At 53.3% G+C, this 17,077-nt stretch carries 7 protein-coding genes; 5 read left to right on the top strand and 2 right to left on the bottom strand.

All coding sequences use genetic code 11. From position 1 onward, the window contains the following. Positions 1-53: 53 nt before the first annotated feature. The gene (gene pepF / locus FD38_RS00355; RefSeq protein ID WP_057730135.1) at positions 54-1,859 is read left to right on the top strand and encodes an oligoendopeptidase F; all 1,806 of its coding nucleotides are present in this window, start codon (positions 54-56) and stop codon (positions 1,857-1,859) included. 63 nt (positions 1,860-1,922) lie between these two features. Here pepF and FD38_RS00350 read toward each other — a convergent pair whose 3' ends face one another. Further along, positions 1,923-2,783: a DegV family protein gene (locus tag FD38_RS00350; RefSeq protein WP_057730133.1), complete on the bottom strand. Its 861-nt coding sequence runs from the start codon at positions 2,781-2,783 to the stop codon at positions 1,923-1,925. A 128-nt stretch (positions 2,784-2,911) separates the two neighbouring features. Further along, positions 2,912-3,556, bottom strand: a complete 645-nt coding sequence (locus FD38_RS00345; RefSeq protein WP_057730131.1) for a DsbA family protein — start codon at positions 3,554-3,556, stop codon at positions 2,912-2,914. A 324-nt stretch (positions 3,557-3,880) separates the two neighbouring features. On the opposite strand from FD38_RS00345, the gene yjbM reads away from it, so the two are divergent. From yjbM to FD38_RS12500, 4 genes are all read left to right on the top strand, one after another. Further along, complete coding sequence (gene yjbM, locus FD38_RS00340; RefSeq protein WP_057730129.1) at positions 3,881-4,534, top strand: GTP diphosphokinase; 654 nt, start codon at positions 3,881-3,883, stop codon at positions 4,532-4,534. 2 nt (positions 4,535-4,536) lie between these two features. After that, entirely contained in the window at positions 4,537-5,340 is an 804-nt protein-coding gene (locus FD38_RS00335; RefSeq protein ID WP_057730127.1) for an NAD kinase, read from the top strand. Further along, positions 5,337-6,236 (top strand): RluA family pseudouridine synthase, encoded by a 900-nt coding sequence (locus tag FD38_RS00330; RefSeq protein ID WP_057730125.1) that lies wholly within the window; start codon positions 5,337-5,339, stop codon positions 6,234-6,236. Before FD38_RS00335 ends, FD38_RS00330 begins: the two co-directional genes overlap by 4 nt. Positions 6,237-6,922: 686 nt before the next feature. Then, on the top strand, positions 6,923-17,002 hold the full coding sequence (locus FD38_RS12500; RefSeq protein WP_272953057.1) for a KxYKxGKxW signal peptide domain-containing protein: 10,080 nt from the start codon (positions 6,923-6,925) through the stop codon (positions 17,000-17,002). The last annotated feature ends 75 nt before the right edge of the window (positions 17,003-17,077 follow it).

The raw sequence follows: 17,077 nt of genomic DNA, 5'->3' as shown, positions 1-17,077 counted from the left end.
GGCAGTGAAAGTGCTAAACTAGGCCTAGAGAACTTTTAAGGAGGCAATCATTTATGCGACAAATTCCAGAACGCTCAGCGGTGCCCGAGGCCTTGACGTGGGACCTGACGCCCATCTATGCCGATGACACGGCGTTTACTCAAGCCATTGCCAAGATCAAACAGCAGGCGCAAACGGTCGCCCAGTTGAAAGGGCATTTAGCGACCAGTGGGGCCGAGTTATACCGGGTCACTACGGCCGTTTTTGCGCTGAACCGGCAACTCGAACGGGCCTACGTGTATGCGTCCCTCAAGAATGATCAGGATACCGGGAATGCCCAGTATCAAGACTTTGCCGACCAAACCAGTGCCTTGGTGGCTACGGTGGCCACGGCGACCGCGTGGTTTGAGCCCGAGGTCCTGGCCCTTTCCGCCGACCAACTGCAGGCGCTGATCGCGGCCGAACCGAAATTAGCCGAATTCCAACACTTCTTTGACGTGTTGGGCCAACAGCGCGCCCACACCTTGTCGGTCCCCGAAGAACGGTTGTTGGCCGGAGCCAGCGACATCTTCGAGGCGTCGGAGAAGACCTACGGCGTGCTCGACAACGCCGATCTGCAATTCCCCGTGGTGCAAGATGAAGACGGCAACGACGTGAAGCTTTCGCAGGGCCTGTACGGCGTCTTACTAGAGTCGACGACGCCAAAAGTTCGTGAGCAGGCGTTTAAGGCCCTCTACAGCGTTTATCAGCAATTCCGGCACACCTTTGCCTCCACGTTAGCTAGTGAGGTCAAAACGCATAATTTCACGGCTCAGGTGCGGCATTACGGGAGCGCCAGAGAAGCCGCGATGAGTGCCAACCAGATTCCGGCCGTGGTCTATGAGACGCTGGTCAGTACCGTCAATGATCACTTGGACCTTCTACACCAATACGTGGCGTTGCGCAAGGACTTATTGGGACTGCCCGAGTTACACATGTACGATCTGTACACGCCGATCACCGGGGAGCCGAGTCTGAAGTACACTTACGACCAGGCCAAGGCGGAGGCATTAAAGGCCCTGGCCGTATTGGGGCCCGATTACGTGGCTAACGTGCAACGGATGTTTGATGGCCGCGCCATCGATGTGGTGGAAAACCGGGGCAAGCGTTCCGGGGCCTATTCCGGTGGGATGTACGATACTAAGCCGTACATTTTATTGAACTGGCAAGATAGCCTGGAAGGGTTGTTCACGCTAGTCCACGAAATGGGGCACAGTATTCATAGCCACTACACGCGGCACAATCAGCCCTATCAGTACGGGGACTACTCGATCTTCGTGGCCGAAATTGCGTCGACGACCAACGAAAATCTGTTGACCGATTACCTGTTGAAGACCCAAACGGATCCCAAGGTTCGCGCCTACGTTCTGAACCATTACCTGGACGGGTTCAAGGGGACGGTCTACCGGCAGACCCAATTTGCCGAATTTGAAGACTACATCCACCAACAAGCCGCGGCGGGAAAGTCGTTGACTGCCGACTTCATGAGCGACTTTTACGGCAAGCTCAATCAGCGCTACTATGGCGACGCGGTGATCTCGGATCCCCAGATTGCCGACGAATGGGCCCGGATTCCGCACTTCTATTACGACTATTACGTTTACCAGTACGCCACCGGCTTTGCGGCGGCCACCACGTTATCCCAACGGATCTTGAGTGGGGACCCGGCCAAGCGCGACGCCTACCTGGGTTACCTGAAGGCCGGCAGTTCGTCCTTACCGTTGGACGTGATGCGGCACGCTGGTGTGGATATGACCCAACCAGATTACCTGGAAACGGCCTTTCAAACCTTTGCCGACCGGTTAAAGGAATTCGGCGACTTAGCCCGGCAGCTTAAATAAAACTAATTGAAACCATTAAAAAAACGCGATTCCCGCAGGAGTCGCGTTTTTGTTAGCGCTAAGTTAAAATTCTTGCCAGTCCTGTTGCCAGAAGAGGCCCATGGTCTTCTCACCGGTGTGGACGCTGATGGCCGGACCCAGTTGACTACGATTGAAGCGGACCTGAGGGAACTGAGCCGCCAAATGGGTCTCCCACTGCTGGGCCAGTTCCGGGTTGTTGGCGTCGATGATCGTCGCCAATAAGGGATAGTCGACCTGTTTGAGATCGGCGGCCAGGTGGTTTTCCATGTATTGAAAGGCGCGGCGCATGGTCCGTTCCTTACCAATGGCGACGATTTTGCCGGCATCGTCAAAGGTCAGCAGGGGTTTAATGTTTAACAGACTCCCGACCATGGCCGACCGGTTGCTCAACCGTCCTGTACGTGCGAGATGTCGTAAACTATCGACGGCGAAGTAGACCTGTTGGGTGTCCCGCAACGTAAGCAGGGCGTGGGCGATGGCCGGCGCGTCGTAACCGGCCTCAATCAAGCGGCCCGCTAGCAGGCACAGGTTGGCCTCGCCGGCACTGGCCAGTAGCGAGTCGATGGGGTAGACCTCGGCCTTGGTGTAGGTCTGACAAAAGGCCCGCAGGTTATCCATGAACGAGGTGATACCACTGGACAGGTGAATCGAGATGATCTGCGTGACTCCCTGAGAGACTAGGTCATCGTAGGCCGTTTCAATCTGGCCTAAGGAAACCTGAGCGGTGGTAGGTAACGGCTGGTCGCTTTTAAGGTAGTCGTAAAAGGTCGTGGCGCTCAGGTCGGATTCGGGGTACTGGTGCGCTCCCAAGATGACCGTGATTGGAAGCGCCGTGATGGCGTAACGCTTGAGCTGCGCCGGGGTCAGGTAGGCCGCGGAGTCGGTAACGATGGCAATAGACATAGTGTCGCCCCTTCAGTAATTAGTGGGTTCATCATACCATATTGTGGGGGCTCACCGGTAGGGTCAGCTGGGCAGAAAAAAAGACCGTCCTTGGGGGAGGTCTTGGGGGTAAACCGAGTCAGCTACCGTTAAAGAACGTGCAGGTGGGGCCGGTGGGCGGCACCCGCGGCAGCGGCTGGTTCGGTGTAGTTGAGTTCTTGCATGAGGGAGGCCTTGGTGGCCACACCCTGATTCTCGCAAACGTCACACAGAGCTTCGTAAGTCACGTCGTTGAGTAACAGGCCGTATTGCGAAACGTCGCAGTTGAAGATCACGGCGGATGAGGCTTGTTGAATCTTCATCTCCGCGGCTAACTTCTGATCAGTCTGGAACGCTTGTTTCGCGAGGTCGGACGCCCAGTCTTCTTGGAACATGTCCAAATCGAGGTGCGATGCTTTCGCGAGATCGAGGGTTAACGCGGTTGAAAAAGTGTGGTGCTGATTCACGATGGCGGTTTGCATATCCAGTAAGAAGTTCCGCCCCTTACGTTTTCCCTGAAACAGTGCTGCCTTATAGGCTAAAATGGCTTGATAATAAGTTTTAAAACAGGTATTTCGTTGGGCTAACGTGGGGTGAACTGAAGCGAGGGCCTGTTCGACAATTTGTTGATTGAGTAACGGCACAAATTGAAACGAAACCTTGCTATCGAGGTGGTCGGCCAACTTCATAATGTTACGCTCGGATCGCATACACCGCGCGCCAAATGGGTTGACGAACAAATAGACTTCTAACACATTGCTTCCTCCTATAATCTGTCCTCAATTGGCGCGTTGAGGCACCAAATTTAAAAGTCACAATATCACTACATTAGCAAAAAATGAAAAAAACGCAATCAGAACGTTTGTTTGCGGTCGTTAAGGGCCGTTACGTTTTGGCGCAACCTAATCATGCAACATTTTTGAATCGAGGTAAAGCTAAACGCCTTATAAAAGTCAATTCTGGAATTTGAAAAATAATTCACAAGTTTTCCGGGGAAAGTGGGTAATTAGAGTCGGTTGGGGCCGAAATATGGTAAAATCGAGAAGTGAAATGTGGAATTAAGGTTGGGGGAAGTTGCGATGATCGAGAATTGGGATCAATTTTTATTACCTTATCAACAAGCGGTTAGTGAGTTGAAGGTGAAGCTACGCGGGATGCGTAAGCAATTTGAAAACCAGAATCAGCGCTCACCCATCGAATTTGTGACCGGTCGGGTGAAGCCGGTTGCCAGCATCAAGGAAAAAATGACGCGGCGCCACGTGACCGAAGAACGACTCGAGCAGGATATGCAAGACATTGCGGGACTACGTATCATGTGCCAATTTGTCGAAGATATCTACCAAGTCGTGGATTTGTTACGTCAACGAACGGACTTAACGATTTTGGAAGAGCGCGACTACATCCATAACGAAAAACCTAGTGGCTACCGGTCCTACCATATCGTGGTGGAGTACCCGGTACAATTGGTCACGGGTGAAAAAAAGATTTTAGCGGAGATTCAGGTCCGCACGCTGGCCATGAACTTTTGGGCGACCATCGAGCATTCATTAAACTATAAGTACCAGGGCGCGTTTCCGGAGGATCTCAGTCAGCGCCTGCAACGCGCGGCCGAGGCGGCCTTTAAGCTCGACACGGAAATGTCCGAGATTCGCGAAGAAATTCAAGAGGCGCAACATTATACACCGCAGGGCAATTCGGACCCCGCGACACCAACTCACGATAAGGACGACTAATAATGAAGGTTTCTATCTATAGTAATAACGGCCAGTCTTCGCGTAAGGTGGCCGCGGCGTTACATCGCGGATTGACCGCGGGGGGCGTCGAAATCGACAGTTTAAATCCCGACATTGTGGTTACGGTCGGCGGGGATGGTACGCTATTATCGGCGTTTCACCACTACACCGACCGGTTAGACAAGATTCGGTTCGTGGGAATTCACACCGGACACCTGGGGTTTTACACGGATTGGCGCGACTACGAGGTCAACGACTTGATTCAAAGCTTGGTACAGGACAACGGGCAGAGTGTCAGCTATCCGTTACTGACCATTCAGGTCGACTACGCGGACGGGACCCAGTCCGACCAGGCACTCGCGTTGAACGAATCGACCATCAAAAAGGTGTCGGGGACCATGGTGGCGGACGTCTACATCAAGGGTGAATTCTTCGAAAGTTTTCGGGGGGATGGCCTGTGTATCTCCACGCCAACCGGGTCAACGGCCTATAACAAGTCCGTGGGTGGTGCGGTCATCAACCCGCGGTTCAACGCGATTCAAATGGCGGAAATTGCGTCGATTAACAATTTAGTCTTTCGAACGTTAGGCTCGCCCTTGATTATCCCCGACGACGAATGGATTCGCATCGAACCCACGGAATCGGCGGGCAACGTCTTGATGTGTGACCAACTCAGCATCGAGGGGCGGCCGGTTAAGGCCATCACCTACCGAATTGCCCAGCAGCGGATTTCCTTTGCGGAATACCGGCACACGCACTTCTGGCAACGGGTCGAGACGTCGTTTATCGGCCGGGAGCGCCCATGACGGCGTTCGCGTGGACGGTGGGCGGAACCAGTCCCGTGCACGTCCGGACCGTCTTGATGGCCCACGGGGTTACCCGGACCTACCTGAAACGGGTGAAATTTCACGGCGGCATCGTAACGCTGGACGGTCAAGAGGTCCGCGTGATCGCCATGGCGCGGCCCGGTCAACGGGTCGGGCTACAATTGCCCCCGGAAGCACCCAACGACCACGTGGCGGTGTCTCACGGACCATTGGAGATTCTTTACGAAGATGAGCATTTCTTGGTGGTCAACAAACCCGCCGAGATGGCGTCGGTCCCGTCACACCTTTATCCGGATGACACGTTAGCCAACCGGGTCAAGGGGCACCTGATGGCCATTCACGCGCCCAGTTACGTGACGCACATCGTGACGCGGTTGGACCGGGAGACCAGTGGCGCCGTCTTATTTGCCAAGCACCATTTTGCGCACTCCATCTTGGATAAGCAGTTGAAGTTGGGTCAGCTGGATAAACGCTACATCGCGGTCGCCCAGGGACGAGTACCAGTGGATCACCGGATGATCGATTTGCCCATCGGTCGGGCTGGTGAATCGTTTATCAAGCGGCAGGTCCGTCCAGACGGTCGCGCCGCCACCACGGAATTGTGGGTACGTTCCCGGTCTCAAACGGCCACGTTGTTGGCCCTGAAGTTGCACACGGGGCGGACACATCAGATCCGGGTGCACTGCCAGGCGATTGGCCACCCGTTACTGGGAGATTGGTTGTACGGTGAACCCACGAATCCGTGGATTCACCGCCAGGCCCTACATTGTGCGCGGGTGCGCTTCTACCAGCCGTTTTTGGAACGGTGGATCACCTGCTACGCGCCGTTACCTCCGGATATGGCCCGGGTCATCCGCCAAGAGAAGTTAATTTAATTTAAAATGAATCCCTTAACACCCATTCTAGCGACCTGTTAGAATGGGTGTTTTTTTGAGCGGAAAAGTTGACGCGGGAACGGTGCCGTCGCTGGGGTAACCGGGGGGGTTCAACCGCTTGACGCAATTTTTGAATCAATTATTTTATTTTTTGCACAGAGAATTTTAAAAATAAAAATGAATTTTACAGATAAAAAAGCCCTATTTGCACAAAAACACCAATGTGGATAGAAACGAAATGATTGAAATTTTAATCCTAAGACGCGTGTACCGGACTGCTTTCAAAACGTTAATTTTGAAAATAAAGAATGAAAAGACAGATTGCAAGTGCTTACCTGCAACGTTTTAAAAGCTTACAACTGGTTAGTTAGGTAGACTTTTAGACGATATTTTTGAAAATTAAGACTTCAATTAAAAATTTAATTTTCCGGAATTATTCGGCGTAAACCTGACAAACTAAAGATTTAATTTGTACAATTATGGTCAAATAGTGTTCTTCATTTAATGGTATACATAGTACATGTGTGCTAGTATAACTCAATAAATAAGCGATTATCGATTGATTAATCCGGACTAACGGCAGGTTGTGTTGTTGGTGAATCGCTTATCTACTTACTGAAAATAATTATTCAGACTTATACCCCAGTGCAGACACAGGCTAAAGGAGGACGTCCTAAGTGAAATCCATGCGGAATAAAGCTGTGAACGGCGATCCTAAGTTGAGATATAAGATGTTTAAGGCAGGGAAGGTTTGGGTTTTCACCGCCATCACGTCATTCTCACTTTTAAGCGCCCCACAGTTGACCGGGCATGCGGATACGACCAGCTCGGCAGATGACTCAGCAAACGTTGATTCGGAGAGTATGAAACATACCTCCGGGTCGCAAACGACCCTAACTAGTGAGACCACGACCACTGATTCGTCAGCCGCCTCGGCGACCGATTCACAAGCTACGACCACTAGTGAAACGACTACTAATGAAGAAACGACGACTAATACCACCGAGAATCAAACGGCCGAAAGCACCGCGGCCAGTTCGGTGACGACGACCAGTGCCGCGGCGACTGAATCAACGGCCAACGCCACGAGTGCGACTACCACGGCAGCCGTAACGACCGCGGCCAGTGCGGCAGCGACGGCGGCTAATCAGACCACCGATAACACGGCGGCTATTCAATCGGCGGCCGCTAGTTTAGCGGCGCAAACGGTGACGGACGTGACGTTGACCACGAACGTGACCTCGGCCGTTAGTCGCACGGTAACCACCAAGAAGAGTGTCACCACGAAAGTCGCAACGCCAGCAATCACTGATTCGACTAGTTCAGCTGCTACCGATGAATCGAATTTCGATTCGATCGCTAATACGGTGTCCAGTGCCGCGTCGGGGGCTTCGTCGTCCGCGACGGCGGCTAGTAGTTACGCCGAACTGGTAAATGTGACGGCCACGCAGACGGCCAATAGTGCGGCTCAGAGTGCCTATGCGGCCACTTCGACGGCCGCCGATTTGGCGTTGCATTACAATAGTTTAGCGTCCATGTATCTTAATGCGACTTCGGTATCGTCTAGCGCCGCAGATATGGCGACGAAATATGCGACCGCTTCGTTGGCCGCGGAATCTTACGCCTTAGTCGCCGTAAGTTATGCTAGCGATGCGTCCAGTGCGGCTAGTGCGGCCGAATTAGCGGCTGCGCAAAATATCAAGGACTTAATCAGTAGCACCAACAGTGCCACGTTCTCGGCCGCCAGTGCAGCTAACGAAGCCGCTAGCACGGCCTCGGCCGCGGCCAGTGCTGCGTACGAAGCCACGCAGTACGACAAGACCAATTCGGCGGCCTTATCGGCGTATTCGCAAGCTAACAGCGCCGCAATGGTGGCGTCCAGTGTGGCTATTACGGCGAACAGTCTCGCCAGTGCGGCGCAATCCGCTTACAACGCGGCCAATAGTGCGGCAACTAGCGGTGACTATTTAGCCGCTAGTGAGGCGCTGGTCACGGCCCGTGATTTAGCGAGCCAAGCTACGACCAACTACCAAGTTGCTAGCGACGCGGATAGTACCGCACAATCCGCTGCAAACGCTGCCATTGGAATGGCGGTCGTCAACGCCGCGAATTTGGCCAGCAGTAGTGCCCAGTTAGCTTCCAGTAGCGCAACGTTAGCTGCTAGTTACGCTAACGATGCCACCCAGTACAGCGGGGATCAATCCGTTCTGTACGCGTCTACGGCGGCCAGTTACGCGGTCGATGCCCAGACGGCGTCTACGATGGCTAGTAGTGCGGCCGCCGCTGCGGCGGTAGCGACCACCACTAAGGAAGCCAACTCCCTTTACCGGGTAGCGTCTTCGGCGGCCAACACGGCTCAAGAAGCCATGCAACAGGCCTCCAGTGCGGCGGCATTTGCCCAGTCGTTTGAAACCAACGTAACCAACCAGCAGACGGATACGGATAAAAACGTGACCACGACGTTGGCCATCGCAAACGATACGCTGAACGTGGGGGAAACGATTGGGTTGACCACTAGCTTGAAAACCAGCGGGGGGTACTCAACGTCCAAAGTGACCTACACCTGGTACGTGTCTTCGGATGGTCAGAACTGGACCGCAGTTGACGGGACGGGGAGCACTTATACGGCCACGATGAACACCGCCGGAACCTACTATTATCAAACGGTCGCCAATGGAACCAAGACCTTGATTCTAGGTTCGTCCTTCTCCTCGGCGTCTAACGTAGTGACGGTAGTGGTCACGGATGCCAAGGGGGATTACACGACCCAGTCGACCAGTTCGGCGAACTTAGCCGGTGAATACGCCTCGGCAGCGGCAGCAGCGGCGGCAGCGGCCAGTTCCGCGGTCGATAACATGTATGAAATCGCGGACATGAGCGGAATCACAGCGAGTTCCGTGGCCAATCAGGCCGTCAGCAGTGCCCAGGAAACTAACTCCTACGCCACGTTAGCCGAATCAGCAGCGACGGCGGCCAGTCAGGCCCAAAGCTTAGCGGCCGAAAATGAAGCGAGCCGCAACTATGAAGCGGCTAGCTCTTACGCGGCTATGGCGGCGAGTTCGGCAACGGCAGCTAGTTCCTACAATGTTCTGACCAGTACGGCGGCAACTAAAACGTTGGGCTTAGTGGATACCGCCCTGGAAAAGGCGGCCCAAGGTGAGGGCCAAGAGGGCACGGCGGACTATCTGGCCTCCAGTTATGCGGCGGCCGCGTCGGCTTCAGCCAGCGCGGCGGCTAGTGCGGCCGTGGCGGCGGGATCACACGCCAACAATGCCAATAACGCCTACTCTTCGGCACCGGGCATGAATTCGGCGGCCCTGGAGTATCTGAATCAGGCCAACTCAGCGGCCAGCACCGCTAGTTCCTTGGCGGATGCGGCCAGCTCAGCTGCATCGCTAGCTGCGACGTTTACGGGGAAAGATTTTGCCTCGGCATCCAGCGCGGCGGATGATGCGAACACTTACCTGATTTTGACTAAAGATAATCTAAGCGCAGCGTCTAGTGCAGCGGCGATGACGACCCAAACGGTGGTCGATACGCAGTTCTCCTATGCCGCGTCCATGGCCAGTGCCGCGAGTGTCGCAAATTCGCTTGCCAACTCGATGGGGTACTCGGCCGCACAAGTGGCTAACTCTTTAGCGGCCACGAATACGGTGAATACCGCCTTAGGGGCCTCCTACACGGCCTTAACCAGTGCCTACGCGGAAGACGCGCAATCTGCGGCGATGTTAGGAACGGAAGCGGCTGCGGCAGCCAATAACTATATGACCATGGCGTCTTCAGCCGTGGCGGCGGGTAACTTCAATGAAGCGAGTTCCTACGTTTCGGCGGCCAATGAGTCGGTCGCAGATGCGAGTTCCTATGCGGTAGAAGCGACGGCCGCTGCCGAATTAGCAAGTTCGGCGGCCATCGAAGCCCAGGCTTACTCAAACAATCTGGATGGTGGTAAATTCATCCCTAATGGGGATGCCGGTACCTTGTTCGGCTGGGTGATTACCGGGGGAATGACGCAACAGCCAACGCCGGTTACCTCGACTACTTCGGGGAGCACGTTTACGTTAACGGCTGGTTCCAGAACCGGTTTAATGACAGTGAGTGCAACAACTAAATCGTTCTGGTATGTGCAGTATGAAGGCGTTTGGTACGACATGGATACGGCTCAGGAAAAAGGGATTATCGAGTCTTATTCCAAGAAGAGCAACACGAGCGTCTTGAACCTGGCGGATCTTTCTAACACGCTGACGGTAACCACCAAGAGCGACTTCACGGGAAGCTTAGTCTCCCAATTCCGGGGCGCTTACAGTTTGTCTCCTCAGCCACTGCCCGTATGGACGACAAACTTCTACAGTAATTTGGCTCAGGTTAACGTCTATGACAAGGACATCGCTGCAACGGGGATCGAAATTTCCGGGGCAGATTACCTGTTAAATTCCTCATTGGGCGTTTACACGGCCACCACTAACCCTGGTAACGCTACGGGAACGGTGACTTGGTCCGTGAGTGACGAATCCATCGCAACGGTGAACGAAGATGGGTTGCTGATGCCGACCTCCGACACTGCATTTGGTAAGGTCACGTTGACAGCAACAATCACCAACGCGGATGGGTCAACCTTCTCGGCCACTAAGGACGTGATGGTCGGCACTGGGTTACAAGATCAGACCGTTAATGCGGGTGAGACGGTGACGATGGAGCCGGTTGGGGGCATCAACGATACGTCAGACTTCACCTACCAATGGTATTATTCCAAGACTAATGCCACTTCCGGTGGGACGGCGATTGCGGGTGCGACGAGCTCAACGTTAACGTTGGATAGTGCTAAAACCAGTGATAGCGGATACTACTATTTAGTGGTTAAATCCGGGACTTCCAGTATCACATTAGGGGCCGGACAACTGACCGTGAACTCTTCTGCGGGTGAAGCGGCCTCATCTTCCGCTTCGTTAGCCGCTTCGGCAGCCAATGAGGCCGGGGTTTATGCTAGCGTGGCTAGTTCTTACGGAAACGTGGCGAACCAATACGCTGACAAGAACTCAACGGCGAGTTCCTACGCGGATCAGGCAGTCTCGGCTGCCGCGGTGGCCAGTTCGGCGGCGGATGCAGCTTCCTCAGCTGCGGCAGCTGCTTCGACGGCTTATGAAACGGCTAGTTCCGCTGAAGCTGCTGGTGATAACTCCGCGGCATCTAGTTATGCTAAAGAGGCTTCACAGGCTGCGTCCTCGGCAGCTGAGGCTAAAGACAAAGCCTCAAGTGCCGCCAACGATGCTCATTCATATGCAGACTTAGCGGTAGCTGCGGAAGATCTATCCGAATCTGATAGTGATGCTGATTCGGATAGCGATTCGGACTCCGATAGCGACTCGGATGCAGATAGCGATTCAGATTCGGATAGCGACTCGGATTCGGATAGTGATTCTGACTCTGATAGCGACTCAGATTCAGACAGCGATTCAGACTCCGATAGTGATTCGGATTCTGACAGCGACTCAGATGCAGATAGCGACTCGGATTCCGATGCAGATAGCGACTCGGACTCAGATAGCGATTCGGACTCCGACAGTGACGCCGATTCCGACAGCGACTCCGACTCGGATAGTGATTCTGACGCAGACAGTGATTCAGATTCCGACAGCGACTCCGACTCCGACAGTGATTCTGACGCGGATAGCGCCTCTGATTCGGATAGTGATGCCGATTCAGATAGTGATGCCGATTCCGATAGTGATTCGGACAGCGATTCAGACGCGGATAGCGACTCCGATTCCGACAGCGACTCCGACGCGGATAGTGATTCTGATTCGGATAGTGATTCGGACTCCGACAGCGACTCCGACTCGGATAGCGACTCAGATGCAGATAGCTATTCAGACTCCGATAGTGATTCGGACGCGGACAGCGACTCTGACAGTGATTCAGATTCGGATAGTGACTCCGACACGGACAGTGATTCAGACTCTGATAGTGATTCGGATTCTGACAGCGATTCTGATTCCGATAGTGACTCGGATGCAGATAGTGACTCAGATTCGGATAGTGATGCCGATTCCGACAGCGATTCCGACTCAGACAGTGACTCGGATGCGGATAGTGACTCAGATTCGGATAGTGATTCGGACTCCGACAGCGATTCTGATTCGGATAGCGATTCAGATTCCGATTCAGATAGCGATTCGGACGCGGACAGCGACTCCGACTCAGACAGTGACTCTGACGCGGATAGTGATTCTGATTCGGATAGCGATTCAGACGCAGATAGCGACTCAGACTCCGACAGTGATTCTGATGCGGACAGCGACTCAGATGCAGATAGTGACTCCGATTCCGACAGTGATTCGGATAGTGATGCCGACTCAGATAGTGATTCAGACTCCGATAGTGATTCAGATTCGGACAGTGACTCGGATTCCGACAGCGATTCAGATTCGGACAGTGACTCCGACTCCGATAGTGATTCAGACGCAGACAGCGATTCAGACGCAGATAGTGATTCAGACTCCGACAGTGATTCTGATTCGGATAGCGACTCCGACTCGGATAGTGACTCTGACGCAGACAGCGACTCCGACTCCGACAGTGATTCTGATAGCGATTCAGACTCGGATAGTGATTCAGACGCAGACAGCGATTCGGACTCCGACAGTGACTCAGATTCTGACAGTGATTCCGACGCAGATAGCGACTCTGATTCAGACAGCGACTCGGACTCTGATAGTGATGCCGATTCGGACAGTGATTCGGACTCGGATAGCGATTCCGATGCAGACAGTGATTCAGACTCCGATAGTGATGCCGATTCGGACAGCGATTCTGATGCGGATAGTGATTCGGACTCCGACAGCGACTCTGACGCGGATAGCGACTCTGATGCCGACAGTGATTCTGATGCAGATAGCGACTCGGATTCTGACAGTGATTCCGACTCAGACAGCGATTCTGATTCGGATAGCGACTCAGACTCCGACAGTGATTCTGATTCCGATAGTGACTCTGACTCCGATAGCGACTCAGATTCCGACAGCGATTCCGATTCAGATAGCGACTCCGACTCTGATAGTGATTCTGACTCGGATAGTGACTCGGACTCCGACAGCGACTCTGATTCTGACAGTGACTCAGATTCGGATAGCGATTCAGATTCCGACAGTGATTCTGATGCAGATAGCGACTCTGATTCGGACAGTGACTCTGATGCAGATAGCGACTCTGATTCCGACAGTGATTCGGACTCTGACAGCGATTCAGATTCCGACAGTGATTCTGATTCGGATAGCGACTCTGATTCGGATAGTGATTCGGACTCCGACAGCGATTCTGATGCAGATAGCGACTCTGATTCTGACAGTGACTCAGATTCGGATAGCGATTCCGATGCAGATAGCGACTCGGACTCGGATAGCGATTCCGATGCAGATAGTGATTCAGACTCCGATAGTGATTCTGATTCTGACAGTGACTCAGACTCGGATAGTGATTCTGATTCTGACAGCGATTCTGATTCGGATAGTGATTCTGATTCCGACAGCGATTCGGACTCCGATAGTGATGCCGATTCGGACAGTGACTCGGACTCGGATAGTGACTCCGATGCGGATAGCGATTCAGATTCCGACAGTGATTCTGATTCCGATAGTGACTCCGACTCTGACAGTGATTCTGATTCCGATGGTGACTCGGACTCCGACAGCGACTCAGACTCCGACAGTGATGCCGATTCCGACAGCGACTCAGACTCCGACAGCGATGCCGATTCGGATAGCGACTCCGACTCTGACAGTGATTCTGATGCGGATAGTGACTCTGACGCCGATAGCGATTCAGACTCCGATAGTGATTCGGACTCTGACAGCGATTCTGATTCCGACGGCGACTCAGATTCCGATAGTGACTCGGACTCCGACAGTGACTCTGATGCAGATAGCGACTCTGATGCAGATAGCGACTCTGATTCGGATAGTGATTCGGACTCGGATAGCGATTCCGATGCAGATAGTGATTCAGACTCCGATAGTGATGCCGATTCCGACAGCGATTCTGATGCAGACAGTGATACCGATTCAGACAGTGATTCGGACTCTGACAGTGATTCGGACTCTGACAGTGATTCTGATGCGGATAGTGACTCAGATTCTGATAGTGATTCGGACTCCGACAGCGATTCTGATTCGGATAGCGACTCAGATTCCGACAGTGATTCCGATGCAGATAGCGATTCCGATGCAGATAGCGATTCGGACGCGGACAGCGACTCCGACTCAGACAGTGACTCAGATTCTGATAGTGACTCAGATTCTGATAGTGATTCCGACTCAGATAGTGATTCAGACTCCGATAGTGATGCCGATTCGGACAGTGACTCGGATTCCGACAGCGATTCAGATGCGGACAGTGACTCCGACTCAGATAGTGATTCGGACTCCGACAGCGATTCCGACTCAGACAGTGATTCGGATGCGGACAGCGACTCGGATTCCGATAGTGACTCGGATGTGGACAGTGATTCAGACTCCGATAGCGATTCTGATTCAGATAGCGACTCTGATTCTGATAGTGATTCAGACGCAGACAGCGATTCAGACGCGGATAGTGACTCTGACGCAGACAGCGACTCCGACAGTGACTCGGATTCCGATAGTGACTCCGATTCGGACAGTGACTCGGATTCCGATAGTGACTCAGATTCCGACAGTGATTCGGATGCGGACAGCGACTCGGATTCCGATAGTGACTCAGATTCCGACAGTGATTCGGATGCGGACAGCGATTCGGATTCCGATAGTGACTCCGACTCGGATAGTGACTCGGATGCGGACAGTGATTCCGATTCAGATAGCGATTCTGATTCGGATAGCGATTCAGACTCGGATAGTGATTCAGACGCAGACAGCGATTCAGACGCGGATAGCGACTCTGATTCAGACAGTGACTCGGATGCGGACAGCGACTCGGATTCCGATAGTGACTCCGATTCGGACAGTGATTCGGACTCGGATAGCGATTCCGATTCGGATAGTGATTCTGATTCGGATAGTGATTCTGATTCGGACAGCGATTCGGACTCTGACAGTGACTCGGATGCAGATAGCGACTCCGATTCGGATAGTGACTCGGATTCGGATAGTGACTCTGACGCTGATAGCGATTCAGACTCCGATAGTGATTCTGATTCGGACAGCGACTCGGATGCAGATAGTGACTCAGATTCAGACAGCGATTCTGATTCGGACAGTGATTCTGATGCAGATAGCGATTCTGATTCGGATAGTGATTCCGATGCGGATAGCGATTCGGACAGCGACTCAGATGCCGACAGCGATTCGGATAGTGATGCCGATTCCGACAGTGATTCTGATTCCGATAGCGACTCGGATTCTGACAGCGATTCTGATTCTGACAGCGATTCTGATTCTGACAGCGATTCCGATGCGGATAGCGATTCTGATGCAGATAGCGACTCTGACTCCGATAGTGATGCCGATTCCGACAGTGACTCCGATTCGGATAGTGATTCTGACGCGGACAGCGATTCGGATTCCGACAGTGACTCCGACTCGGATAGTGATTCTGACGCGGATAGCGATTCGGACTCCGACAGCGATTCTGACGCGGACAGTGACTCAGATTCTGACAGCGATTCCGATGCAGATAGTGATTCAGACTCGGACAGTGATTCGGACTCCGATAGCGATTCGGACTCCGATAGTGATTCAGATTCCGACAGCGATTCGGATGCAGATAGCGATTCAGACTCCGATAGTGATTCCGATTCGGACAGTGACTCTGACGCCGATAGCGACTCGGATTCCGACAGTGATTCTGACTCCGATAGCGATTCAGACTCCGATAGTGATTCCGATTCGGACAGTGACTCAGACTCTGACAGTGATTCCGATACAGATAGCGACTCAGATTCTGATAGCGACTCCGATTCGGATAGTGATTCGGACTCTGATAGTGATTCTGACGCAGACAGCGACTCCGACTCGGATAGTGATTCGGACTCCGACAGCGATTCGGATGCAGATAGCGATTCAGACTCTGATAGCGACTCTGATGCGGATAGTGATTCCGATTCGGACAGTGACTCGGACTCCGACAGTGATTCGGACAGCGACTCTGATGCCGATAGTGACTCGGATTCGGACAGCGACTCTGGTTCTGGCGGTTCTGGCGGAGATTCTGACAGTGATCTGGATTCCGACAGTGATTCTGATATTGACTCTGGCGGCGGTGGTGATCTGGGAGTCGATTCCGGAAATGGAACTGGCTCTGGCACTAATACTGGCTCTGGCACTAACACCGATTCCGGCTCCAACACCAGTGGGGGCACTAACAATGGTGGTAACACGACTAGCGCGTCTACGGGCGGTGCTAATGCCACCGTTGCCCCGGTTAGCTACGGAACAACAGCATCTGCTGGTCAAACGACCACAGCGTCAGCAACGCCAACTGCATTAGCTGCACCGGCAGGGACAACTGACGCGGCAACGACGACAGCACCGGTGGTTGACCTCACGACGACTGCGGCAGCGGATCAAGCCGTGAGTGATTCGGCCGATAGTTCGAAAACGCCAGCAGACAAACAAGCTGCGGCTGGTGCAACGACGAGTGGGACGGCGGATGATGCCACGGGTAACACCAACCAGACGGACCCAGCTAAGGAAACGAATCATGCGAAAACGCTTTGGGGCGCACTGGCGGCTCTGATTGCCGCTGGGGGTGGTTCCTGGTGGTTCTTCGGTAAACGGCGTAAGCAAGATGACGAATAAAACTGAGGCTAATTAGTTTCGATATTCAAGTTAGGTTAGTACAATCAAATTAACAACGGATACGTCATAGGTCGA

It is taken from the genome of Levilactobacillus zymae DSM 19395 (assembly GCF_001434115.1).
GTDB lineage: Bacteria > Bacillota > Bacilli > Lactobacillales > Lactobacillaceae > Levilactobacillus > Levilactobacillus zymae.
This window is presented reverse-complemented; position numbering and strand designations above follow the sequence as displayed.

Excerpts from the sequence above, each read along its gene's own strand:
- yjbM (WP_057730129.1), top strand. The coding sequence starts at position 3,881 with ATGATCGAGAATTGGGATCAATTTTTATTACCTTATCAACAAGCGGTT.
- FD38_RS12500 (WP_272953057.1), top strand. The coding sequence starts at position 6,923 with ATGCGGAATAAAGCTGTGAACGGCGATCCTAAGTTGAGATATAAGATG.
- FD38_RS00335 (WP_057730127.1), top strand. The coding sequence starts at position 4,537 with ATGAAGGTTTCTATCTATAGTAATAACGGCCAGTCTTCGCGTAAGGTG.
- FD38_RS00330 (WP_057730125.1), top strand. The coding sequence starts at position 5,337 with ATGACGGCGTTCGCGTGGACGGTGGGCGGAACCAGTCCCGTGCACGTC.
- FD38_RS00350 (WP_057730133.1), bottom strand. The coding sequence starts at position 2,783 with ATGTCTATTGCCATCGTTACCGACTCCGCGGCCTACCTGACCCCGGCG.
- pepF (WP_057730135.1), top strand. The coding sequence starts at position 54 with ATGCGACAAATTCCAGAACGCTCAGCGGTGCCCGAGGCCTTGACGTGG.